This window comes from Paraburkholderia rhynchosiae (assembly GCF_002879865.1).
Taxonomy (GTDB): Bacteria; Pseudomonadota; Gammaproteobacteria; order Burkholderiales; family Burkholderiaceae; genus Paraburkholderia; species Paraburkholderia rhynchosiae.
In genome coordinates this window covers 326,006-347,367 of the sequence record NZ_PNXY01000003.1, presented here as the reverse complement: position 1 = coordinate 347,367, position 21,362 = coordinate 326,006, and the positions used below count along the sequence as shown (strand labels likewise).

16 protein-coding genes and 1 tRNA gene are annotated in these 21,362 nt (G+C 63.5%); 5 read left to right on the top strand and 12 right to left on the bottom strand.

Features of this window, described 5'->3' with window-relative positions; all coding sequences use genetic code 11:
* Positions 1-191: 191 nt before the first annotated feature.
* Positions 192-2,816, bottom strand: coding sequence for an alanine--tRNA ligase (gene alaS / locus C0Z16_RS06285; protein WP_102631299.1), 2,625 nt, complete (start codon positions 2,814-2,816; stop codon positions 192-194).
* A gap of 336 nt (positions 2,817-3,152) precedes the next feature.
* Here alaS and C0Z16_RS06280 point away from each other — a divergent pair, with 336 nt between their 5' ends.
* Complete coding sequence (locus C0Z16_RS06280) at positions 3,153-4,373, top strand: CaiB/BaiF CoA transferase family protein (protein ID WP_102631298.1); 1,221 nt, start codon at positions 3,153-3,155, stop codon at positions 4,371-4,373.
* 125 nt (positions 4,374-4,498) lie between these two features.
* On the opposite strand, the gene C0Z16_RS06275 is transcribed toward C0Z16_RS06280, so the two are convergent.
* A complete protein-coding gene (locus C0Z16_RS06275; protein WP_102631297.1) occupies positions 4,499-5,065 on the bottom strand; it encodes an RBBP9/YdeN family alpha/beta hydrolase in 567 nt (188 codons plus the stop codon).
* A 40-nt stretch (positions 5,066-5,105) separates the two neighbouring features.
* Entirely contained in the window at positions 5,106-6,890 is a 1,785-nt protein-coding gene (gene ggt, locus C0Z16_RS06270) for a gamma-glutamyltransferase (protein ID WP_102631296.1), read from the bottom strand.
* A gap of 458 nt (positions 6,891-7,348) precedes the next feature.
* Here ggt and C0Z16_RS06265 point away from each other — a divergent pair, with 458 nt between their 5' ends.
* Entirely contained in the window at positions 7,349-9,058 is a 1,710-nt protein-coding gene (locus C0Z16_RS06265; protein WP_102631295.1) for a glutamine--tRNA ligase/YqeY domain fusion protein, read from the top strand.
* Between the two features lie 155 nt (positions 9,059-9,213).
* On the top strand, positions 9,214-10,227 hold the full coding sequence (locus tag C0Z16_RS06260; RefSeq protein WP_102631363.1) for a transporter substrate-binding domain-containing protein: 1,014 nt from the start codon (positions 9,214-9,216) through the stop codon (positions 10,225-10,227).
* 38 nt (positions 10,228-10,265) lie between these two features.
* Here the strand turns inward: C0Z16_RS06260 and C0Z16_RS06255 are convergent, their stop codons facing one another.
* Positions 10,266-10,715, bottom strand: coding sequence for an NUDIX hydrolase (locus tag C0Z16_RS06255; protein WP_102631294.1), 450 nt, complete (start codon positions 10,713-10,715; stop codon positions 10,266-10,268).
* An 82-nt stretch (positions 10,716-10,797) separates the two neighbouring features.
* Positions 10,798-11,187, bottom strand: coding sequence for an RT0821/Lpp0805 family surface protein (locus tag C0Z16_RS06250; protein ID WP_102631293.1), 390 nt, complete (start codon positions 11,185-11,187; stop codon positions 10,798-10,800).
* Between the two features lie 286 nt (positions 11,188-11,473).
* Between C0Z16_RS06250 and C0Z16_RS06245 the strand changes: the two genes are divergently transcribed.
* Positions 11,474-11,713 carry a hypothetical protein gene (locus tag C0Z16_RS06245; protein WP_102631292.1) on the top strand — a complete coding sequence of 80 codons (240 nt, stop codon included), beginning with the start codon at positions 11,474-11,476 and terminating at the stop codon, positions 11,711-11,713.
* Positions 11,714-11,829: 116 nt separating this feature from the next.
* Here the strand turns inward: C0Z16_RS06245 and C0Z16_RS06240 are convergent, their stop codons facing one another.
* On the bottom strand, positions 11,830-13,185 hold the full coding sequence (locus tag C0Z16_RS06240; protein WP_102631291.1) for a cytochrome-c peroxidase: 1,356 nt from the start codon (positions 13,183-13,185) through the stop codon (positions 11,830-11,832).
* A 213-nt stretch (positions 13,186-13,398) separates the two neighbouring features.
* Between C0Z16_RS06240 and C0Z16_RS06235 the strand changes: the two genes are divergently transcribed.
* A complete protein-coding gene (locus tag C0Z16_RS06235; RefSeq protein WP_102631290.1) occupies positions 13,399-14,976 on the top strand; it encodes an acid phosphatase in 1,578 nt (525 codons plus the stop codon).
* Between the two features lie 167 nt (positions 14,977-15,143).
* Here C0Z16_RS06235 and C0Z16_RS06230 read toward each other — a convergent pair whose 3' ends face one another.
* From C0Z16_RS06230 to C0Z16_RS06205, 6 genes are all read right to left on the bottom strand, one after another.
* Positions 15,144-15,848, bottom strand: a complete 705-nt coding sequence (locus C0Z16_RS06230; RefSeq protein ID WP_102631289.1) for a transcriptional regulator NanR — start codon at positions 15,846-15,848, stop codon at positions 15,144-15,146.
* An 87-nt stretch (positions 15,849-15,935) separates the two neighbouring features.
* Positions 15,936-17,321 (bottom strand): 3-oxo-isoapionate kinase OiaK, encoded by a 1,386-nt coding sequence (gene oiaK, locus C0Z16_RS06225; protein ID WP_102631288.1) that lies wholly within the window; start codon positions 17,319-17,321, stop codon positions 15,936-15,938.
* Between the two features lie 8 nt (positions 17,322-17,329).
* The gene (locus C0Z16_RS06220; protein WP_102631287.1) at positions 17,330-18,574 is read right to left on the bottom strand and encodes a ribulose-bisphosphate carboxylase large subunit family protein; all 1,245 of its coding nucleotides are present in this window, start codon (positions 18,572-18,574) and stop codon (positions 17,330-17,332) included.
* Positions 18,575-18,656: 82 nt separating this feature from the next.
* On the bottom strand, positions 18,657-19,487 hold the full coding sequence (locus C0Z16_RS06215) for a phosphogluconate dehydrogenase C-terminal domain-containing protein (protein WP_102631286.1): 831 nt from the start codon (positions 19,485-19,487) through the stop codon (positions 18,657-18,659).
* Between the two features lie 41 nt (positions 19,488-19,528).
* Positions 19,529-20,911 (bottom strand): MFS transporter, encoded by a 1,383-nt coding sequence (locus C0Z16_RS06210; RefSeq protein ID WP_102631285.1) that lies wholly within the window; start codon positions 20,909-20,911, stop codon positions 19,529-19,531.
* Between the two features lie 372 nt (positions 20,912-21,283).
* Positions 21,284-21,360: transfer RNA gene (locus tag C0Z16_RS06205), tRNA-Arg, on the bottom strand.
* Between the last annotated feature and the right edge of the window lie 2 nt (positions 21,361-21,362).

Below are 21,362 nucleotides of genomic sequence, written 5' to 3'. Positions count from 1 at the left end.
GGTCGACGCGCAATGCTCGGACGAGGCCCGCGAGTGGCGGCCCAAACGGGGGCGCAAAAACTTAGAGCCACGCGACGCGCCTACAACCTGGCGCCTGGCGTGGCCCTATCAGTCCGCTGCAGCTTGCGCGGAGCGGTTCCGGCCCGCTCCAAGCCAGTCCGGCCAATTTCAGCCGCCGGCTCAAACCCCGATCAAAGCTGCGCTTCGACCCAGCCCTTCACTCCGGCAAGCGCCGCAGGCAGATTCGCCGGTTCGGTGCCACCGGCCTGAGCCATATCCGGCCGGCCGCCGCCCTTGCCGCCCACCTGCTGCGCAACGAAGTTCACCAGTTCGCCCGCCTTGACCTTCTTGCTTGCGTCCGCCGTCACGCCGGCAATCAGGCTGACCTTGCCGCCTTCGACCGAAGCCAGCACGATTGCCGCGCTCTTCAGCTTGTCCTTGAGCTTGTCGACCGTTTCGCGCAGCGTCTTGACGTCCGCGCCGTCGAGCGTGGCGGCGAGAACCTGCACGCCGGCCACTTCGATTGCCTGACCGGCGAGTTCGTCGCCCTGGCTCGACGCCATCTTTGATTTGAGCGCGCTCAGTTCTTTTTCGAGCTGCTTCACCTGATCCTGCACTTGCGTGATGCGTTGTGTCAGCTCGGATGGCTGCGCCTTCAGCACGGCCGCAGCAGCATTGATGCGTGCGTCCAGATCCTGCACGAAGCGCACTGCGTTGTCGCCCGTGATCGCTTCCACGCGACGAATGCCCGCCGCCACGCCGCCTTCCATCACGATCTTGAAAAAGCCGATGTCGCCGGTGCGGTGCACATGCGTGCCGCCGCACAGTTCGCGCGAGAAGCCCAGATCGAGCACGCGCACTTCGTCGCCGTACTTTTCGCCGAATAGCGCCATCGCGCCGCCCTTCACCGCTTCGTCATACGACATGACGCGCACGATGCCCGGCGCGTTCGCCAGCACTTCGGCGTTGACGATTTCTTCGACACGGCGGATCTGATCATCCGTCATGGGCGCGTTGTGCGCGAAGTCGAAACGCGTCTTGTCCGGATCGACCAGCGAACCCTTCTGCTGCACATGCGAACCGAGCACTTCACGCAGCGCCTTGTGCATCAGGTGCGTAGCCGAATGGTTGCGGGCCGTGCGCGCGCGGCGCACCGCGTCGATTTCCGCCTTGACGACGTCGCCTACCTTCAGCGTGCCTTGTTCGAGCGTGCCGTGATGACCGACGACGTCGGCCTGCACCTTCAGCGTGTCGGCCACCGCAAAGCGCACGCTCGCGTTAGCAAGCAAGCCCTGGTCGCCGACCTGGCCGCCCGATTCCGCGTAGAACGGCGTGTGGTCCAGCACGACGACAGCCTGCTGGCCATGCGCGACTTCCTGCACCGATGCGCCATCCACATACAGCGCGGTCACCTTCGCGTCGTCGAAGACGATTTCTTCGTAGCCGTGGAACGTGGTCTTCGCGCCCCAGTATTCGAGGCCTTGCGCCATTCTGAACTTGCCGGCCGCACGAGCCTGTTCCCGCTGACGCGCCATGGCTTCGTCGAACGCTGCTTCGTCCACGGTGACTTCGCGCTCACGGCACACGTCGGCCGTCAGGTCGAGCGGGAACCCGTACGTGTCGTGCAGCTTGAACGCCAGTTCGCCGTCGAGCGTCTTGCCGCCCTTCGCGTCAAGATCGGCGAGTGCGCTTTCGAGAATCGACATGCCGTGCTCGATGGTCTCGAAGAAGCGCTCTTCTTCCTGGCGCAGCACGTCGGTCACGCGTTGCTCCGCGTCCTTCAGTTCCGGATACGCGCCGCCCATTTGCGCGACCAGATCGGCCACCATGCGGTGGAAGAACGAGCCCTTCTTGCCCAACTTGTAGCCGTGACGGATAGCGCGGCGCACGATACGGCGCAACACGTAACCGCGTCCTTCGTTGCCCGGAATCACTCCGTCGACGATCAGGAACGAGCACGCGCGGATGTGATCGGCAATCACCTTCAGCGAGTTGTTCGTCAGATCGCTCACGCCGGTTTCGCGCGCGGCAGCCTGAATGAGCGCCTGGAACAGGTCGATCTCATAGTTGCTGTGCACATGCTGCAACACCGCGGCGATACGCTCGAGACCCATGCCGGTGTCGACGCACTGCTTGGGCAGCGGCGTCATGTTGCCCTGGGCGTCGCGGTTGAACTGCATGAACACGAGATTCCAGATCTCGATGTAGCGGTCGCCGTCTTCCTCCGGCGATCCCGGCGGGCCGCCCCACACGTCCGGGCCGTGGTCGTAGAAAATTTCCGAGCACGGGCCGCAGGGGCCGGTGTCGGCCATTTGCCAGAAATTGTCCGACGCGTAACGCGCGCCCTTGTTGTCGCCAATGCGGATGATGCGCTCGACCGGCACGCCCACTTCTTTCGCCCAGATGTCGTGCGCTTCGTCGTCCTCGTGATACACCGTGACCCAGAGCTTGTCTTTCGGCAACTGGTAGACGCCCGTCAGCAATTCCCACGCGTAGTGGATCGCGTCGCGCTTGAAGTAGTCGCCGAACGAGAAGTTGCCCAGCATTTCGAAGAACGTATGGTGACGCGCGGTGTAGCCGACGTTCTCCAGATCGTTGTGCTTGCCGCCCGCTCGCACGCTGCGCTGCGCGGTCGTGGCGCGCGAATACGGACGCGATTCCGCGCCGAGGAACACATCTTTGAACTGGACCATTCCCGAATTGGTGAAGAGCAGTGTCGGGTCGTTGCCGGGCACAAGGCTCGACGAGCGAACGATCGTATGGCCCTTCGATTCGAAGAACTTGAGGAATTTCTCGCGGATTTCGGCGGCTTTCATAGCGTGCGGGGGACGGTCATGACTGTTCCAGACTTCTACCGGCGGCATCGTGGGATGCGCCAACTGTTTGTTTCTTAAACGACTGATTATACGGGATCGGCGCCCTCGCGCGGGGCGCTGCCGCGTCGTTAGCCGTTCGGCCAGGTTGCGCCGGGTAGCGGGAGACATCGCGAGGCGTTTGGGTTGCGCTACCCGTTGCGTTTGCGTTGTGTCGGAGTTGCGCGTGATCCGTCTTATGACGTTTGGCCGACTGCGCCGGCTCGCGCCAATCGCTTAAGATTGCTCACATCCGCGGCGCCTCGCGCGCCTCCGCTGACATTGGAGACATTGACAAACATGGGCGCTCTCAGTCATATCCGCGTACTGGATCTCACCCGCGTGCTCGCCGGCCCCTGGTGCGCGCAAACTCTTGCCGATTTCGGCGCCGACGTAATCAAGATCGAGCGCCCGGAAGTGGGCGACGACACACGTCACTGGGGGCCGCCGTACCTCAAGACGCCCGAAGGCGCGGACACGCGCGAGGCGGCGTACTACCTTGCGGCGAACCGCAACAAGCGCTCGCTTACCGTCGACATCGCCTCGCCTGAAGGCCAGCGGATCATTCGCGAGCTGGCCGCACAAAGCGACGTGGTGCTGGAGAACTACAAGGTCGGGCAGTTGAAGAAATACGGTCTCGATTACGCGTCGCTGAAGGAAGTGAAGCCGGATCTGATCTATTGCTCGGTGACCGGCTTCGGGCAGACCGGGCCGTATGCGCAGCGCGCGGGCTACGACTTCATCGTGCAAGGCATCGGCGGATTCATGAGCATTACCGGCGAGCGCGACGGCCAGCCGGGCGGCGGTCCGCAGAAGGCCGGCGTGGCAATAGCCGACCTGATGACCGGCATGTATTCGACCATCGCCGTCCTCACCGCGCTCACGCACCGCGACCGCACTGGCGAAGGCCAGTACATCGACATGGCGCTGCTCGACGTGCAGGTCGCCATGCTCGCCAACATGAATTCGAATTACCTCACGAGCGGTCAGCCACCAGTACGCTGGGGCAACGCGCATCCGAACATCGTGCCGTACCAGACCTTCCAGACGAGCGACGGGTGGATCATCGTCGCGGTCGGCAACGACGGTCAGTTCCGCAAGTTCGTCGAGGCAGGCGGCCGCCCCGAACTCGCCGAAGACGAACGGTTCGCGACCAATCCCGCACGCGTGCGGCATCGCGATTTACTCGTGCCGATCCTCGCGGAAATGGTCCGTTTGCAGAGCAAGCAGCAATGGATCGCGGCGCTCGAAGCGGCGGGCGTGCCGTGCGGGCCGATCAACGATCTCGGCGAAGTGTTCGAGAACGAGCAGGTGGTCGCGCGCGGCATGCGGGTGGATCTGCCGCATCCGTCGGGCGGCACGGTCAAGCTGGTGCGCAATCCGATCAACATGACGGGCACGCCTCCCGAAGCGCTGACACATCCGCCGACGCTCGGTGAACATACCGAGAGCATCCTGCACGACGTGCTCGGTTACGACGACGAGCAGATTGCGGCGTTGCGCAGGCAATCGGTGATTTGAGGGAAGCGATGAACGCGCGCTCACGAGCGATGTGGTGATGCATGGCATGGCGACGGAGGGTGCGGTGAGGCACCGCCTTCGCCTTCCCCTTCATCTTCCCTCTTCGCCTTCTCTTCGCCTTCCCGTTACCGCTTGGCGGGCGCGCCGAGCGAGGCCAGCCAGTCGCGCGCCTCGTCCCACTCGCCGAGTCCGCTATCCGCATTGATGTGTCCGCGCGGGCCGATGTCGATCCAGCGGCTGCCCCACGCGTTCGCACAGCTTTGCGAGAACGGCACGGCGCCGTACGGATCGTCAGTGCTCGCCACGACGAGGCTCGCGAACGGCAAGCGCTCAAGGGGCACGGGCGCGAAGCCGCTGGCGTCCTGTGGAAAGTGCGATTCGGCGGGATCGGGCACAGCTACGAGCAGCGCGCCCGCGATCTTCGCGAGTTGCGCGGCGCTCGCGTACCGCGAAGCCCAGTAGGCGGTGGTCAGGCAGCCGAGACTGTGCGCGGCAAAGACGATGGGCGCATCGGCGGCTGCCACGGCGGCGTCGAGCGTGCGGCACCAGGCATCGCGCACAGGATGGTCCCAGTCGGGCATCCGCACACGCGTGAACGTCGGATCGAGCGCCTCCCAGCGAGTCTGCCAATGGCCCACGCCGGAGTTCTGGTAGCCCGGCAATACCAGTACGTTCGGTTTTGGTCTGTTCATTGTGTTCCCCGTCGCTTTTGTTTTTTGCGGTGTACCCGTTTTAACGTATCACGCGCCCTACACCGTTGCCGCGTGGATCGGCTGCCGGCTCGGGCATCGTGCCGTCAATGCGGATCATCTGCACGTCGCCGCTGAACGACTGCCCTTCCAGCGTGTAGCCCATGGTTTGCAATTGCTCACCGAGTTCGCCCGCAATCGGATGATACGGCTCGAAGTAAATCGTCTTTTGCGGCAGCAACTGGTGATGAAACCGCATCGCGGCGAGCGCGTCGGCAGGCGCCATATTGAAGTCGTACAGATCGGTCATGACCTGGAAGGTCGACGTCAGAATACGCGAACCGCCGGGCGTGCCGATCACGAGCGACACCTTGTTGTCCTTCAGCAGGATGGTCGGCGTCATTGACGAAAGCGGACGGCGACCGGGCAACACCGTGTTGAGTTCGCCACCGTTCGCGCTGGACTGACTCCCGCCGGCCTGGGTCGGGGCCGCGGGCTTAGTCACGAAATCGTCCATTGCGTCGTTTAATAGAAACCCGGCGCCGTCGACGACGACGCCCGAGCCGAATTCGCCATCGAGCGTCGTGGTGTTCGACACCGCGTTGCCCCATTTGTCCACCACCGAAAAGTGCGTGGTCTGCGCTTTTTCCGCCGCCGCATCGCCGAGGCCCGGCTTGACCGGCGTCGCGCCCGGTACCTGGTCGGCCTGGATTTCGGCCGCGCGTTGCGTGAGGTAGGCGTCGTCGAGCAGTTTGTCGACAGGCACCTTGTAGGAATCCGGGTCGCCCAGGTATTGCTGCCGGTCGGCGAACACGCGGTCCTCGATCTGCGCGATCAGATGGATGTACGGCGCGGAGTTCAGTTCGAGTCCGTCGAACGCCTGCTTGAGATCGGCTTTCATCTTCAGCATCTGGATGAGCCCCACGCCGCCCGAACTCGGCGGCGGCGCGGTGAGCACCTGATAACCGTTCCAGGTCGCGGCGAGCGGCTGGCGCCACACGGCCTTGTATTGCTGCAGATCGGCCTTCGTGAGGAGACCATGCCCGTACATCTGCTGCGCGATCAGGTCAGCGGTGCGCCCTTCGTAAAACTCGCGGCCGCCGTCGCCGGCCATGCGCGCGAGGGTTTGCGCAAGCTCTGGCTGGCGGTACGTCGTGCCCGCTTTGAGGCCCGAAAAATAGGCGTCGAAATTGGTTTTGCCGGCGAAAGTCTTTGCTACCGTTTCACGGCGCTGCTGCAGCCACGGCTCGACCTGAAAACCGTCGGTGGCGTAACGGATCGCGGGCGCAAGCACCTGTTTCCACTTCAGCTTGCCGAAACGCTGCTGCGCCTGCCACATCCCGTCGACGGTGCCCGGCACGGCCACCGCGCGATGGCCGACGACGCTCATGCCCGGCACCACATTGCCCTTGTCGTCGAGATACATGTCGCGGGTCGCCTGTTGCGGCGCGCGCTCGCGGTAGTCGAGGAAGTACGGCTTGCCGTCCACGAACAGCGTCATGAAGCCGCCGCCGCCGAGGTTGCCCGCGTCCGGGCGCGTCACGGCCAGCGTGAAGGCGATGGCCACGGCGGCATCGACGGCGTTGCCGCCAGCGGCAAAAATCTGCTGCGCGGCGTCGGCGCTGTAGCGATCGGGCGCGGCCACCGCCGATGCATCGAAAACGGCTTTGGGTGGGGGCGTTTTCGCGAGGGCCGGGACCGGCGCGAGGGCGCCGGCTGTAAACGCGGCGAATAGCGCAGCGGCCGTGACAATCCGCGCGAAACGGATAGAGGCGAAAGGGCTAAAGGCGAAAGGCGCGCGAGGCGCGTCGTGCGTCGGGACTGACATCCGAGAAACTCCAGCAACTAAGGGCGCCATGTTGCACGAACGGCGAGCTTTCATGCAAGGCGACAAGGGGCGGTGCGACTTGCGCGCGACGGCTGCGACGAGTGCATGCGCTGCACGCGCACTGCCCGGTGGATGATCGAGGGCGGGTCGGTGAAGCGGCGAACGGTGGATCAGCTTTAAAACAGGAACACGATGGTTTTTGTACCCGTGTTGTGTACCCGCCCGAACCCGCGCCGCCCGGATGCTAAGTCGCCGGGCAGCGCCCGAACAAACCGTTTTACCTCCTGTTACAGGCGCCCTTCGCCTCGGAACCGCCCCCGTACGGTCCGGGAACCGCCGCCAAGCCCGCTCAAACGTTGGCTGCGCGCCGCACTCGTCTGCCGCATCCAGCCTCGTCAGGTAGAATTGTCGGATAAGTGGGCGCATTGCGCACCCCCGACAGACTCTCACCATCTCGCATGAATACCGAACGCAACGACGCGCCAGCGGCATCCAATTTCATCCGCAATATCATCGACGACGACAACCGCACCGGCAAGTGGGGGCAGCGCGTCGAAACGCGCTTTCCGCCCGAGCCGAACGGCTATCTGCACATCGGTCACGCCAAGAGCATCTGTCTGAACTTCGGCGTGGCGCGCAGCTATGGCGGCGTGTGTCATCTGCGCTTTGACGATACCAATCCGGAAAAGGAAAGTGTCGAATACGTCGACTCGATCGTCGACGCGGTGAGCTGGCTTGGCTTTGAGTGGCAGAAAGACGGCCACGAGCACCTCTACTACGCGAGCGACTACTACGACAAGCTGTACGAATTTGCCGAGCTGCTGATCGAGCGCGGCAAGGCGTACGTCGATAGCCAGTCGGCCGAAGAAATGCGCGCGAACCGCGGCTCGGCCACGGAAGTCGGCACGCCGTCGGCTTTCCGTGAACGTTCGGTGCAGGAAAATCTCGACCTGTTCCGCCGCATGAAGGCCGGCGAGTTCAAGGAAGGGGAGCATGTGCTGCGCGCGAAGATCGACATGTCGTCGCCCAACTTCAACATGCGCGATCCGGTGCTCTACCGGATCCGCTTCGCGCATCACTACCGCACCGGCGACACATGGTGCGTGTACCCGATGTACGACTACACGCATTGCATCTCGGACGCGCTCGAGAACATCACGCATTCGCTGTGCACGCTCGAATTCGAAGACCATCGTCCGTTGTACGACTGGATTCTGAACGAGCTCGCCGAAGCCGGTATTTTCACGCGCCCGCTGCCGCAGCAAATCGAGTTTTCGCGCCTGAACCTCACATACGCGATCACCAGCAAGCGCAAGCTGCTGCAACTCGTGAACGAAGGCCATGTGGATGGCTGGGACGACCCGCGCATGCCGACCATCGTCGGCCTGCGCCGGCGCGGCTTCACGCCCGAGGCGATCCAGTTGTTCTGCGAGCGCATCGGCGTGACGAAGGTCGATTCGTGGATCGACATGAGCGTGTTCGAAGGCGCGCTGCGCGACGACCTCGATGAGAAGGCACCGCGCATTGCCGCCGTGCTCGATCCGCTGAAGCTGATCATCGACAACTTCCCGAAGGGCCTGAGCGAGCCGTGCAGCGCGCCGGTCCATCCGCATCATCCGGAGCACGGCGTGCGCGAGTTCCCGATTTCGCGCGAGCTGTGGATCGAGCGCGATGACTTCACCGAGGCGCCGCCGAAGGGCTATTTCCGTCTCTTCCCCGGCAACAAGGTGCGCCTGCGCTACGGCTATGTGATCGAATGCACGGGGGCTGAGAAGGACGAAAACGGCAACATTGTCGCGGTGCATTGCAACTACTTCCCGGACAGCAAATCGGGCACCGAAGGCGCGAACAACTACAAGGTCAAGGGCAACATCCACTGGGTCAGCGCGGCAGACGCATGTCCTGCCGAAGTGCGCATCTACGATCGCCTCTTCAAGGAGCCGCAACCGGACGCCGGCGGGCGCGATTTCCTCGATGCGCTGAACCCTCAATCGAAGCGCGTGGTCAGCGCCTATCTGGAACGGGGCGCGCACGGCGCGCTGCCGGAACAGCGCTATCAGTTCGAGCGCCACGGCTACTTTGTCGCGGACCGAGTGGATTCGCAGCCGGGCAAGCCGGTGTTCAACCGGATCGTCAGCTTGCGCGACAGTTGGGGTAAGCCAGCGTAAGCGGCTACGGCTTAACAGCATCCGTGGCCCAATTGGGCGGTTGACCATGGCGTGTATCCGGTTCATCGGATGCACGCCTTTTCGTTGCATCATGTTGAATCACGCTCAGTCAGCAGGAGCAGCGGCGCGTCATGCGCGCCGGTTCGGGAGGTCCCATGACATACGCAGTCCGCGGCGCCGGCGCGGCAAGCAACGCGACAACTAAAGCGACCACCAAAGCGACCACCAAACATGACACCGCCGGGGCCACGCGCGCCGCGCGCTTTGTCACGCGCACGCGTTGTGCGCTCGCTGCGCTGGCTGCGTTCGGCGCGGCATCGCTCGCCTGCCCTGCTCATGCGGATGAACTCACCGGGACGTTGAAGAAAGTTCACGACGACGGCGTGGTCGTGCTCGGCGTACGCGAAGCGTCGATTCCGTTCTCGTATTTCGACGGCACGCGCACGGCGGGCTATTCGCAAACTATCGCGCTGCAGATCGTCGATGAAATGAGGAAAGCGCTGCGCCTTCCGCAATTGAAGGTGCATGAGATCACCGTGACCTCGGCGAACCGCACGCCGATGCTGCTCAATAACCAGATCGATCTGGAATGCGGTTCGACAACCCACACGATCGAGCGCGAAAATGTGGCTGCGTTCTCGAACAGCTTTTTTCAGTACGCGGTACGAATGATCGTGCGCAAGAACAGCGGCATCACAGACTTTCCCGATCTCGCCGGCAAAGCGGTCGTGACAACTGCGGCCACGTCCGATGAGCGCCTGCTGCGCCAGTTGAATTCGCAAAAACATCTGAACATGCGCATCACCAGCGCGCGGGATCACGCGGAAGCCTTCGCGGCCGTCAAGGAAAACCGCGCGGCCGCCTTCGTGATGGACGAGCCGATCATGTATGGTTTCAAGGCGACCGATCCGCATCCCGACGACTTCGTGGTGACCGGCACGCCGCTCGGCTACGAAGTCTACGCGTGCATGTTCCGCAAGGGCGATGAGCCGTTTCGCCAGCTCGTGAACGGTGTGATCGCGCGCGGGCAGCTTTCCGGTGAAGCCGAACGCCTGTACAAGCAATGGTTCACGCGGCCGATTCCGCCGCACGGCATCAATCTGAATTTTCCGCTCTCGGAGCAGAACCGCGCGCTGTTCGCCCATCCGAACGATCACGCGCTCGACTAGCCGCGCGAGCCGCTGCCAACTCCTGGCGCTTCACACCGCTACAGCGACCGATGCAATTCCGAGAGCGAAAGCGTGGTCTGGAAGAGCCGCGTGAGACTGCGGCTCGCGTACTTTTCCACTTCGTCGGGTGCGGTCCAGCGATAGGCGTCCATCTCGGGAATCAGCTGGCCGTCCGAGCGGCGCGGGAACAGCGACGTGCAGGTGCAGTGACTCAGATCGAGTTCATCGGCAGTGGCGCGTGCCGCGAACAGATGCAAATCTTTATCGCGCCGGTAGACGAACAGGCCAAGGTCTTTCAGCCGCTCAGGCCCGATCGCGACTCCGGTCTCCTCGACCATCTCGCGCAACGCCGTGACGTGCGGCGCCTCGCCTTCCTCGCCATGGCCTTTCGGAATGTCCCAGTGCGACGTCTCGGTCGCGTGCGCGAGCAGCACGCGGCCATCGGGGTCCAGCAGCACGATGCCGCACGACACTACTCGCGTACTCATCGCCGCACCGGGCACGCTGGACGCACGGCTTCGAGCCGCGTGCGCGACCCGTCGGTGCGCGTCTTCACGACTCTTTGCATGCTCAGCGCTTTTTCTGCAATTGCCACGCGCCGTTGCCCTGCTTGCAAAACTGCGGGCGCAGGCTCATGGACTGCCCCTTTGCATTGAGCACCACGCCAAGATCGCGGCAGGTGCGCTCGCCGTCCTTCGACGTGCTCGCGAGCGTGATGGTCGCGTCGATCTTCACGCTATTGCCGCTGCCTTCATTGACCCAGGTCGTGCTTTCGCCGTCCTGCTTTTCGTCCAGTGCGGTGGACACGGCTTTCTTGATGGAGTCGACGTCGCGCTGCTTTATGTAGCTGATCGGCGTGTCCCTCAGAAAACCGAGATTCGCCGCTTGCGCACCGAGCGCCGCGCCAAGCAGCAGACCGGCTGCAGTCAGGTGACAGATGGCACGGGTTCGCATCGACATGAAGGGTTCTCCTGAAACGTTTTCGGGCGGTCTTGAGCGCGCTGATTGCCGCTCGTGATCTGGACCCCAAAAGCATAGCATGCCCATTCGACACAGCCAGGCCGCCGCGGCGCTCAGACGCAAGGGGACCGGGCAAAAAACACCGTAGATGATCATTCGCATGCGAGAGGCGGTCGCCACGAGTGCCGTTGCTATTTTTAGGATGGCTCCCATATCGCCGGGCACAACGTCTTCTTAAGATTGGCCGTGTTGCGCTTTCGCGCTGATCCACTTCAAACGCCCAATCATGGACCTCTCTGTCACGCTCGAAACCCTGGCCGTCATGCTCGCTCTGATTTGCGTGGTGCTCGTTCCGATCGCCATTCGACGCGATCCCGGTCTCGCGCGGCCCGTCGTACGGATCGACGGATTTCGCCGGCCTCGTTGGCCGAATCTCGTGACGCGCGCTGGTATCGCCTGCCTGCTTATCTCGTTTGCGCTGCTGCTCACCGATTGCTATTGCATCCTGGCCGGCGCACGCATCTGAAGCGCCCGATCCGCGTCAAGCCGTATTGCGTCACATCCACTTCAATCGCATCAAGCCCGCGTCACAACCCGGCCACGCATTCCCCAGTCACTCGCGCCTCTCACGAGGCCGCTTCGTCAGTTCCCCGCCTTATAACCATCGGTGAGCGTATTCAGAAACGCCACCACGTCCTTGATCTCGGCGGCGTCAAGCGCGGGTTTGTCGCCCGGCTTGCGGTCGAACGGCGGATCGGTATTCAGATTGGTCCAGTAACGCTGCGGCAGATCGTCGAACTTCTGCACCTTGCCTTTCGACACCGGATAGAACTTCTCCGGATTCGTGTCGCGCTCGGCATAGAAATGCAGCACCTGTTCCAGCGAATGATAGATGCCGTTGTGGAAGAAGCTCTTCTTCAGCGCAACGTTGCGCAGCGTCGGTGTACGGAAGATGCCGCAGAACTCGGCGCGCCCATTCAGATCGGTACGCTCCGGCCCGCATGCGCCGAGATCGTGGAACTGCGGATCACGGTTCACGGGCAGCGCGCGATTGCGCGGCACGCCGATCGCGATCAGGCCGAAGTCGCTGAACTGCGGCGGCGCTCCATCCAGCGTGCGCTGGCTGATGTGGCAGCTCGCGCAATTACCCTTCTTCTCGTTGTTGAACAGTTGCAGGCCGCGAAGTTCGGCTTTCGTTAGTTGCGCTTTGCCGGCCAGGTACGCGTCGTATTTGCTGCTGTACGGATAGAACAGTTCGGGCGTCTGCTCGAAGGTTTCTAGCGCTTGCAGCACGGCTTTGAAGGTCGCGTCGTCGCTGTCGAAAATGTGTTCGCCGAACGCCGCGCGGAAGGCGTCGGCATACGGCGCGGCCTTGACCGCGGCGGTGACCTTCGCCGGCGAACTGCCCATTTCAAACGACGACAACAGCGGAATGCGCGCCTGATCGCCACCGCGATCCACGCGGCCGTCCCAGGTCAGGCCGCCGGTCGGGCCGGCATCGACGCTTTCATCGCCTTCGTCGTCCGACTCGTGATAGTGCTCCGCGAACGCCGGTACCGATTGCAGATACTTGAGCGTCGGCGCCGCGCGCATACCGGTGCGATGCATATCGCTGCCGCCCAGTTGCACGGACAACGAGTTGGCCGGTGCAAACGCATGATCGGGGCTATGGCACGATGCGCAAGCGAGCTTGCCCGAGCCCGATAGCGACGGATCGAAGAACAGTTGCTTGCCGAGCGCAGTCATCTGCCGGACGGATTCGTAGACTTGCGCACGCGATTGACCACCGCTCGGTGGGTCCACATGCGCGGCGACCTGCACGACAGACGCCGTCGCACTCGCACTTGCCCCCGCATCCGCAACACCAGCGGATGCGCCGGAATCGCAACCAGCGGGACTCAGGCTCAAGACTGCAGCCGTCAACGCAAGCGCCATCGGGCAGCGACGCTCCGCCACACGCCCCACCGTTTTCCGTATCCCCGAAAGACCGAGCCGCATATGAGTGGTGTGAATGTGCGATATGGAAGTCCGCGAGCGTATTTCATGGATATGTCGTCTAAATGACATTCAGCCGACAGAAATCGCGGCCCCGAAGCGATCCGTAATGGATACATCTCTCTGTCAAATTCCATCGCCACACTTTCGCGGGCGGCCATTGCGGTATGGAGTGCATGCGGCCGGTCCCCAACGCGAGAGAGAGAACCCACATAAATGAACAAGAAACTGATCTGCGCGGCGCCGCTGGCGATCGCAGCAGCGTTAAGCCTATATGCATGCGGCGGCAACGAGATCACGCAACCGGACGTTACGTCCATCAAGACGGTCGTCGTGATCTACGCCGAAAACCGCAGCTTCGACAACCTCTACGGCAACTTCCCGGGCGCTAACGGCCTGCAGAACGTGAGCGCCACGAGCGCCAGGCAACTGGACCGCGACGGCACGACGCTCGCGACGCTGCCGCAGGTCTGGAACGGTCTCACGCAAACCGGCGTGACACCGGTCGTGACGCAGGCCATGACCGCCAGCCTGCCGAACAGCCCCTTCGCGATCGACGACCCCAAGGGTTTCAACACGCCGATCACCGCGACGACACGCGATCTGTATCACCGTTTCTATGAAAACCAGATGCAGATCGACGGCGGCAAGAACGACAAGTTCGCCGCATGGGCGGATTCGGGCGGCCTCGTGATGGGTCACTACACGCTCAATGCCGACAAGCTGCCGCTGTGGAAGATCGCGCAGCAATACACGCTCGCCGACAACTTCTTCATGGGCGCGTTCGGCGGCTCGTTCCTGAATCACCAGTGGCTCGTATGCTCGTGCACGCCGACCTATCCGAACGCGGACAAGAGCCCGGCGGCCGGCTCGATTTCAGCGGTGGAAAGCGACGGCGTGACGCTGAAGCTCGCGTCGAACTCGCCGGCTTCGTCGCTGAGCGGCCCGCCGAAATTCGTGCTGTCGGGCAACCTCACGCCTGACTTCTATGCGATCAACACGATGCAGCCGCCGTATCAGCCGAGCGGCAACAAGGCCGCTTCGGGCGGCGACGCGAATTTCGCCGATCCGAGCGCGGCGACCACGTTGCCGGCGCAGACGCAGCAACACATCGGCGATCTGCTGAATAACGCGAATGTGTCGTGGGCATGGTACGGCGGCGCGTGGGGCGCGGCGTTGTCGGCGGCGCAGAACGGCACGTCCAACGTGATCTACGGCGCGAACCTCACGGCGCCGAACTTCCAGCCGCATCATCAGCCGTTCAACTATTTCGCCGACCTTGCGCCGGGCACGTCGAACCGCTCGCAGCACCTGCGCGACGGCGGCCTTGGCGGCTCGGAGTTCATCAAGGCGATCGACAGCGGCACGCTGCCGCAAGTGACGTTCTACAAGCCGCAAGGCAACCTGAACGAGCACCCCGGCTATACGGACGTCGCATCGGGCGATCAGCACATTGCGGACGTCATCTCGCATCTGCAGAAGAGCCCGCAGTGGAACAACATGCTGGTGGTCGTGACGTACGATGAAAACGGCGGCTTCTGGGACCACGTCGCGCCGCCGAAGGCCGACCGCTGGGGTCCGGGCACGCGCATTCCGGCGCTCATCATCTCGCCGTTCGCGAAGAAGGGTTTCGTCGATCACACGCAATACGACACGACGTCGATCCTGCGCTTCATCACGCACCGTTTCTCGCTGCCGACGCTGCCGGGCATCGCGGCGCGCGACGCGGCGCTCGTTGCCAACGGCAGCAAGCCGATGGGCGATCTGACGGCCGCGCTGAACGTCAGGCAATAAGCGCGAGTCAGTAGACGCAAGCGGACTCAAACGGTAAGCAACAGCCGGCCTCGCGGCACGGCTTTCGACGGGCAGCTTCGGCTGCCCATTTTTATTGGCGCGCGCCGATCATGGCCAGGCTGCTACCTCAAGCCGTGGCAAGCCGCGGCAAGCCATCGCCAGCCGCGTTACTTGCTCAAGGTCCGATACAACTCGTTGGCGCGCGTCAGATGCGCGCGCATCGCTTCGGACGCCTCATCGCCGTCGTGTTTCGCGATCGCGTCGACAATGCGCTGATGCTCGGCCAGCGTCACTTCCTCGGCACCGGGCGCACGCACGAGCGGCCGATAATATTCACCGGCCCAGCGAAACAACGATTCGACGATCGACGGAAAAATCGGATTGCCGCTGATCTTCGCGATCTCGCGGTGAAATGCCATGTCGCGCTCGATAAACTCTTCGAGATTGACCATCGACGCGCGATGCTGCGCCACGCTCAATTGCAGTCGCGCGACATCTTCTTCGGTTGCGCGTTCGGCGGCCATGCGCGCGGTGCCGGTCTCAAGAAAGAGGCGTGCGTGCTTCAGGTGCTCGAGCATGTCCGGATGCGTGCGCAACAGATGCATTGCCCCGCCCGCGAGTTGCCCGATCAACCGGTCCGCTGTCGGCACGACGACGCGCGCCCGTTCGCCATGCACGATCTCGACGATGCCCGAACGCTCCAGCGTTTGCAGCGCCTCGCGCACGGCGGGCCGGCCGACGCCGTAGATTTCCATCAGCTCACGTTCTGACGGCAACTGCGCACCGGGCGCGATTTCGCCCGAGCGAATTCGCTCCATCAAACGGTCCACAACTTCCTGATACAACTTGCGACGCGGGATGATCTCGCCCATTACGTTTCTGCAAAAGCTTCTGGTGTGATGACAGTACCATACACCGGTCGCGCCTTGCGTGAAAAAGCACGGAGCTGTAGCAGACGATTACCGGCCGGTCTCCCGGCCCACCCTTACCGTGCCGAAGAACGCAGCGCCGCCGATCTGCCCGCCCTTCAGCACGATTTCAAGACCGTCGCGGCGAGCCGAACCAGACCACGCTCGACACAGCGGCGCGCCGGGCGCGAGCCCTGCCGCGACGCTCAGCGCATCGATGCCCAGAGTGCTCGCGACCTCGCCGGAGCTGTCGCCACCGGCCACGACCACGCGCCGCAGTTCGACCCGATCCAGCAACTGACGCATCACTTCGGCCAGCGCGCCGCCGACTTTGCGCGCCGCTTCCAGCCGCGACAGGCCCGCATCGTGCGCAATGGCGTCGAATGCCTGCACGGCCGGATCGTCGGGGCCTTCCGCGCTGTGCACGATCACGCTGTAGCCGCGGCGAATCGCATCGGCGGCGACGTCGACGGCACGCTGAATTTCGGCGCTCGCCGTGCGCGAATCGAGCGCGCGCGGCAGGTCGAGCCGTTCGACGTGAAAGCCGTTAGCGCGCGCCCACGCAATCTGCGTTGCCGTGACGGGCGAGCAACTTCCGCTCACGGCGGCAATCTGTTCGACCGGCTGCGCGACAGGCAGCGAAGGGGTCGCCGGCAACCAGCCGCGCGTGCGCCAGTACGCGGCAAGCGCATATTGCAGCCCCGACGACGACGCGCTGAACACACCCTTGCCGCGCTGCTCCCAGACAAGCCGCCCGGCTTCGATGAGCGTGTCGTCGTCGAGCACGTCGATCATCACGACGGGCGTATCTGCCGCGCTCAACGCCTCTACGCGTGCGGCGCCCTCGCCGGCACGCAGTTGCAGCATGTCGATGAGCTCGATGCGCCGCGAGGTCTGCCGGCCGAGATGCACTCGCAGATCTGCCTCGTGCATCGGCGTGGCCGGATGGCGCGACATGGTCGGATGACGGTCGAGCCGGTAACCGATCCCGTCGACCGCGGCAAACAGATTGCCGAACATCTGATAGCGCTTTAGTCGCGGCGCGCCGATCACCATCGGCGACCACTGTGCGGGCATCGCCTTCACGCCGATGTCGATGGCCGCGCCAATCGAGCCGAGTTCCGGCGACGAATCGAACGTCGAGCAGACCTTGTACTGAAGAACAGGCGCGCCAAGTGCAGCGAGACCCGCGAACGCAGCGGGCAGCACATCGCGCATCCACTCAGGACTGCGCCCGCGCGACGAACCCGCGAGGCCGACGCAGCGCGCATCCGGAAAGCGTGTGAGCAGATCCGGCGTCGGCGTGTCGAGGCACAGGACGGTCGGCACGCCGGCCGCGGTCATCGCCTCCATCGCGTCCGTCGAGCCCGTGAAGTCGTCGCCGTAATACGCGAGCAGCAAGCCCTCGCCCAATGCGTGTTTCGCTGGATCGGTCATGGCGGCGCTCATTTCCAGAAGCCGAGCGCCGCGCGCAGCGACGGATGACGTTGCGCATGGCGTTCGAGCGGCACGCCTTCAATCGCCGCGACCCATGCTTCGCGCAACGCGTCGACGCCCGCCGCGACGCCCTGCGGATGCCCGAAGATGCCGCCGCCCGCCGTGTGGATCAGATCGGCGCAGCCAATCGCGGCGTAGGTATCGGCGGCCTGCAAGCCCGTCTGGCCGGAGCTGAACACGGGCATCGCGGGCATCGGCGCTTCGGGCATGACGGGCGCGAGCACGGCGCGCGCGGACGTGATGACGCTGTCGTCGGATTCGCTGAACTTGTTGCGCAAGCCGTTCACGTGCATATGATCCGCGCCCGCGAGACGCCACAGCATTTGCCACGGCGCATAGTCCCAACCCAGCTCGGGACAGCGCGTCAGATAACCCCAGCCCGCGCGGTGCGCATGAATCGGCACCTGTGCATGACGCCGCAGTTCATGCAGACCGACAAGCCCGACAGAATTGAGCACGGCCATCACGCATGTGCCGCCCTGTGCGAGCACGAGGTCGTGGCGCCGCCGCATCTGGTCGAGGTCGCCCGTCACGTTGAAGGCCACCATCACCTTTTTGCCGGTGCGATCCGCGTGCTGATTGACCACGCGCATCACCGCCTTCACGCGTTCGTCGAATGGACAGTGGGAGCCGTCGGCCTGAAGCTCGTCGTCCTTGATGAAATCGATGCCGCCATCGATGAGCTCGCGAACCTGCTGCGCGGTCTGGTCGGGCGACAGGCCCACGCTCGGTTTGATAATCGTGCCGATCAGCGGACCGTGCGTGACGCCGCTCAAGCGGCGCGTGCCTTCAATGCCGAAGGCCGGCCCCGGATAAGCCGCGGCGAACGACAGCGGCAACTTCAAGCCAGTGAGCCGCAGCCCCGACACCTGACGCAGCTCGAACAGATTGCCCGCGATAGTCGACATCAGATTCGGCAACGATGGGCCGAAATTTTCGATGGGCCATGACAGTTCGAGCGTGCAGCGCGTATGGCGATTCGACTCGATTCCGCCCGTAAGACTCGCACGCTCCACCGTCTCGAGAATGTCGAGCCGCTCGACGCGCGCGCCCGAACGCGCCTTCAGTCGCGGCGTCTCGGTCGGCAGCGCGACGAAGGTGCCGCTCGACTGTTCGCCCGCGATGATATCGGCGGCTCGTCGCGGGTCATCGCCCGTTTCGAGCCAGTAAGTCGCGTAGATGCGCTCGCTCACAATGCCATCCTTGTTGGAAGTGACCTCAATGAAGTCACAGAAGTCCACAGACGTCACAGACGTCACAGACGTCACGACAGGATCAGGTAATCCGGCGGATGCTCTCCGCGATCTCCTCGCGCTCGAACACGCCCTTCCAGTCGTCGCGCATCAGTCGCGGCTTGCCGAACTCGATTGCCTTGTTGCACGCATCGGAGAACGCGCCGGGAATCTCGTTGAAGATCACCGCGCTCAGGATGTTCATGTGGCCGAGCAGGAAATCGCGTGCGGCCTCTTTCGGCACTCCGCGCTTTACGGTTTCCTCCATTGCTTCGCGCATCACGTAGAGCAGCGTCGCGCAGATCGTCTCCGAGAGACCGGGTTCGAGCAGCGCCATCTGATCCACGCTCAAACGATACGAACGCAGAATCGGCTGATAGATCGTCTTGGCGACGTCCTCGCCGAGGTCGAATGCCGATTCGGGGCCTTGCATCAACGCGCTGGTGATCGACTGCTTCGCATACGCGCCGCCGAAAAAATCGCGCCGCGCTTTCGGATCGGACTCGTCGTTGAAGATCAGCGGATGGCACGGGTGCGCGACGAAATACGTCAGGTCAGGCCGATTCGGCAGATGGCCCGCGAACGGCGCGGCGGCGTCGAGCGTCATCATCATCGTGCCGGACGGCAGCTTCGGCGCGATGTCATGGCTCAGCTTGCCGATCAACGTGTCGGGCACGGCGAGAATCACGACCTGCGCGCCGTCGATCGCGGCATCGACCGATACGCAATCCACGTCCAGTTCGTCCTTCAGCCGCTGGCGGCCCGCCTCGCTCACCTCCACGTGCGCCACGCGATAATCGGACTTCAACAGGTTGCTCGTCAGACGGAAGCCCATTTTCCCGCCAGCGCCAATCAATGCGATTTTCTCTTTCATTGTCCTATCTCCTTCGAAGGGTTCCGTGTCTCGCGCGACGCTCAGCCCGCGCGCGGGTCGAGCGCGACCGATGCATGTTCATCGACCGCTCGTGGACGCCGCTCGCCGCAGAACGCAAACGCCAGCACCGCGCTCAAGAGCATGAATGCGCCGACGACGAACATCGGCGCCTGATATGAGCCCGTCGCATCCTTCATCGCGCCCGTCACATATGGCGCGACGAAGCCCGCGAGGTTGCCGACCGTGTTGATCAAAGCGATGCCCGCTGCGGCAGCCGCGCCGGACAGAAAGCGCGCCGGCAGTGCCCAGAAGTTCGGCAGCGCGGAGAAGATCGCGCAGGCCGTCACCGCAATCACCGCGATACTCGCCGACGGCGACTTCATGAAGAGTGCGAGCGGAATGCTCAGTGCGCCGATCAATGCCGGGATGCCGATGTGCCAGTTGCGCACGCCGCGCTTTGTCGCACTGCGGCTCCAGAGGAACAGCGCTATCGCTGCAGGCAGGTATGGAATCGCCGTGATCAGACCTTTCTGGAACACGTTGAAATGCGTGCCAAATCTGCCTTCGAAACCGCCGATGATGCTCGGCAGAAAAAACGCGAGCGCATACAGGCCGTAGATGAGTCCGAAGTACATCAGCGAGAACATCCACACGCGACCGCTCGTAAGCGCCGCACCCGCATGGTGACGATGCGCTGACGCATTGGCCTCGCGCATCCGCTGCTCCGCTTCGAGTTCGCCGGTGAGCCACTGCTGCTCGGCGGACGTGAGCCAGCGCGCTTCGGACGGCCTGTCGCTCAGATAGAACCAGGCCACGATGCCGACGACGATCGCCGGCAGCGCGACGCCGAGGAACATCACGCGCCAGCCGGCGAGGCCGAAGAGCCCATGCGCGTCGATCAGGAGCGCGGCAAACGGCGCGCCGATGACGATCGTCAGCGGTTGCGCGAGATAAAACAGCGCGAGGATGTGGCTGCGATGACGCTGCGGCACCCACGTGCTGAGAAAGAGGATTGCGCCGGGAAAGAAGCCCGCTTCGGCGACGCCCAGCAGAAAGCGCAGCGCATACAAGCCCGGCACGCTGCTCACCCACGTGAACAGCAACGCGACGATGCCCCACGTCACCATGATTCGCGCAAGCCAGCGGCGTGCGCCGAATTTATGCAGCGCCAGGTTGCTCGGCACTTCGAGAAAGATGTAGCCGATAAAGAACACGCCCGCGGCGAAGCCGAACTGCGCCGCGCCGAGTCCGAGATCCTTCGTCATGCCGTTGGGTCCGGCGAACGAGATGGCCGTGCGATCCAGAAAGTTGATGAAAAACATCAGGGCGACGAACGGCACGAGCCGCATCGACACCTTCCGTATGGTCGAGCGCTCGAGCTGGCTGGGCCGATCAGGCTGAGCGGCTGGCATTGCAGTGCGCATTGCGTCCTCCGACGTGACTCGCACAGATCACACATGTGCCGTGCTGGTGTGATGAGTAGACCACGATGATTAGGAAGCAGGCACTGGGTTTACTACCGAGAGTACGCAGATCGGGCGGCGGCTGGCTTCTTACGCAGTACCTGCGCCCCCTTTGCCGCTCGCACCGCGGTTCAGGTGGAAAAGCGCAAACGGGGAAGCGTGATGGGGCTGAGCGACTGAAAACGACTCGTGCGCGAGCCATGGAGCGCCGGCGGCTCGCTGCGTCGACCGTTCGTGGCGGTGCAAAAACGCCTGCGAATGCGGCAGCCAGGGCCCATAAAAAAATCCCATCGCCGTTTGTTTTGGCAGATGGGATTCTTGGTATGCAGGCAATGGCGCGGCGGGCGAGGATCGAACTCACAACCTCAGGTTTAGAAGACCTGTGCTCTATCCAATTGAGCTACCGCCGCAA

Excerpts from the sequence above, each read along its gene's own strand:
- alaS (WP_102631299.1), bottom strand. The coding sequence starts at position 2,816 with ATGAAAGCCGCCGAAATCCGCGAGAAATTCCTCAAGTTCTTCGAATCG.
- C0Z16_RS06280 (WP_102631298.1), top strand. The coding sequence starts at position 3,153 with ATGGGCGCTCTCAGTCATATCCGCGTACTGGATCTCACCCGCGTGCTC.
- C0Z16_RS06275 (WP_102631297.1), bottom strand. The coding sequence starts at position 5,065 with ATGAACAGACCAAAACCGAACGTACTGGTATTGCCGGGCTACCAGAAC.
- ggt (WP_102631296.1), bottom strand. The coding sequence starts at position 6,890 with ATGTCAGTCCCGACGCACGACGCGCCTCGCGCGCCTTTCGCCTTTAGC.
- C0Z16_RS06265 (WP_102631295.1), top strand. The coding sequence starts at position 7,349 with ATGAATACCGAACGCAACGACGCGCCAGCGGCATCCAATTTCATCCGC.
- C0Z16_RS06260 (WP_102631363.1), top strand. The coding sequence starts at position 9,214 with ATGACATACGCAGTCCGCGGCGCCGGCGCGGCAAGCAACGCGACAACT.
- C0Z16_RS06255 (WP_102631294.1), bottom strand. The coding sequence starts at position 10,715 with ATGAGTACGCGAGTAGTGTCGTGCGGCATCGTGCTGCTGGACCCCGAT.
- C0Z16_RS06250 (WP_102631293.1), bottom strand. The coding sequence starts at position 11,187 with ATGTCGATGCGAACCCGTGCCATCTGTCACCTGACTGCAGCCGGTCTG.
- C0Z16_RS06245 (WP_102631292.1), top strand. The coding sequence starts at position 11,474 with ATGGACCTCTCTGTCACGCTCGAAACCCTGGCCGTCATGCTCGCTCTG.
- C0Z16_RS06240 (WP_102631291.1), bottom strand. The coding sequence starts at position 13,185 with ATGCGGCTCGGTCTTTCGGGGATACGGAAAACGGTGGGGCGTGTGGCG.
- C0Z16_RS06235 (WP_102631290.1), top strand. The coding sequence starts at position 13,399 with ATGAACAAGAAACTGATCTGCGCGGCGCCGCTGGCGATCGCAGCAGCG.
- C0Z16_RS06230 (WP_102631289.1), bottom strand. The coding sequence starts at position 15,848 with ATGGGCGAGATCATCCCGCGTCGCAAGTTGTATCAGGAAGTTGTGGAC.
- oiaK (WP_102631288.1), bottom strand. The coding sequence starts at position 17,321 with ATGACCGATCCAGCGAAACACGCATTGGGCGAGGGCTTGCTGCTCGCG.
- C0Z16_RS06215 (WP_102631286.1), bottom strand. The coding sequence starts at position 19,487 with ATGAAAGAGAAAATCGCATTGATTGGCGCTGGCGGGAAAATGGGCTTC.
- C0Z16_RS06210 (WP_102631285.1), bottom strand. The coding sequence starts at position 20,911 with ATGCGCACTGCAATGCCAGCCGCTCAGCCTGATCGGCCCAGCCAGCTC.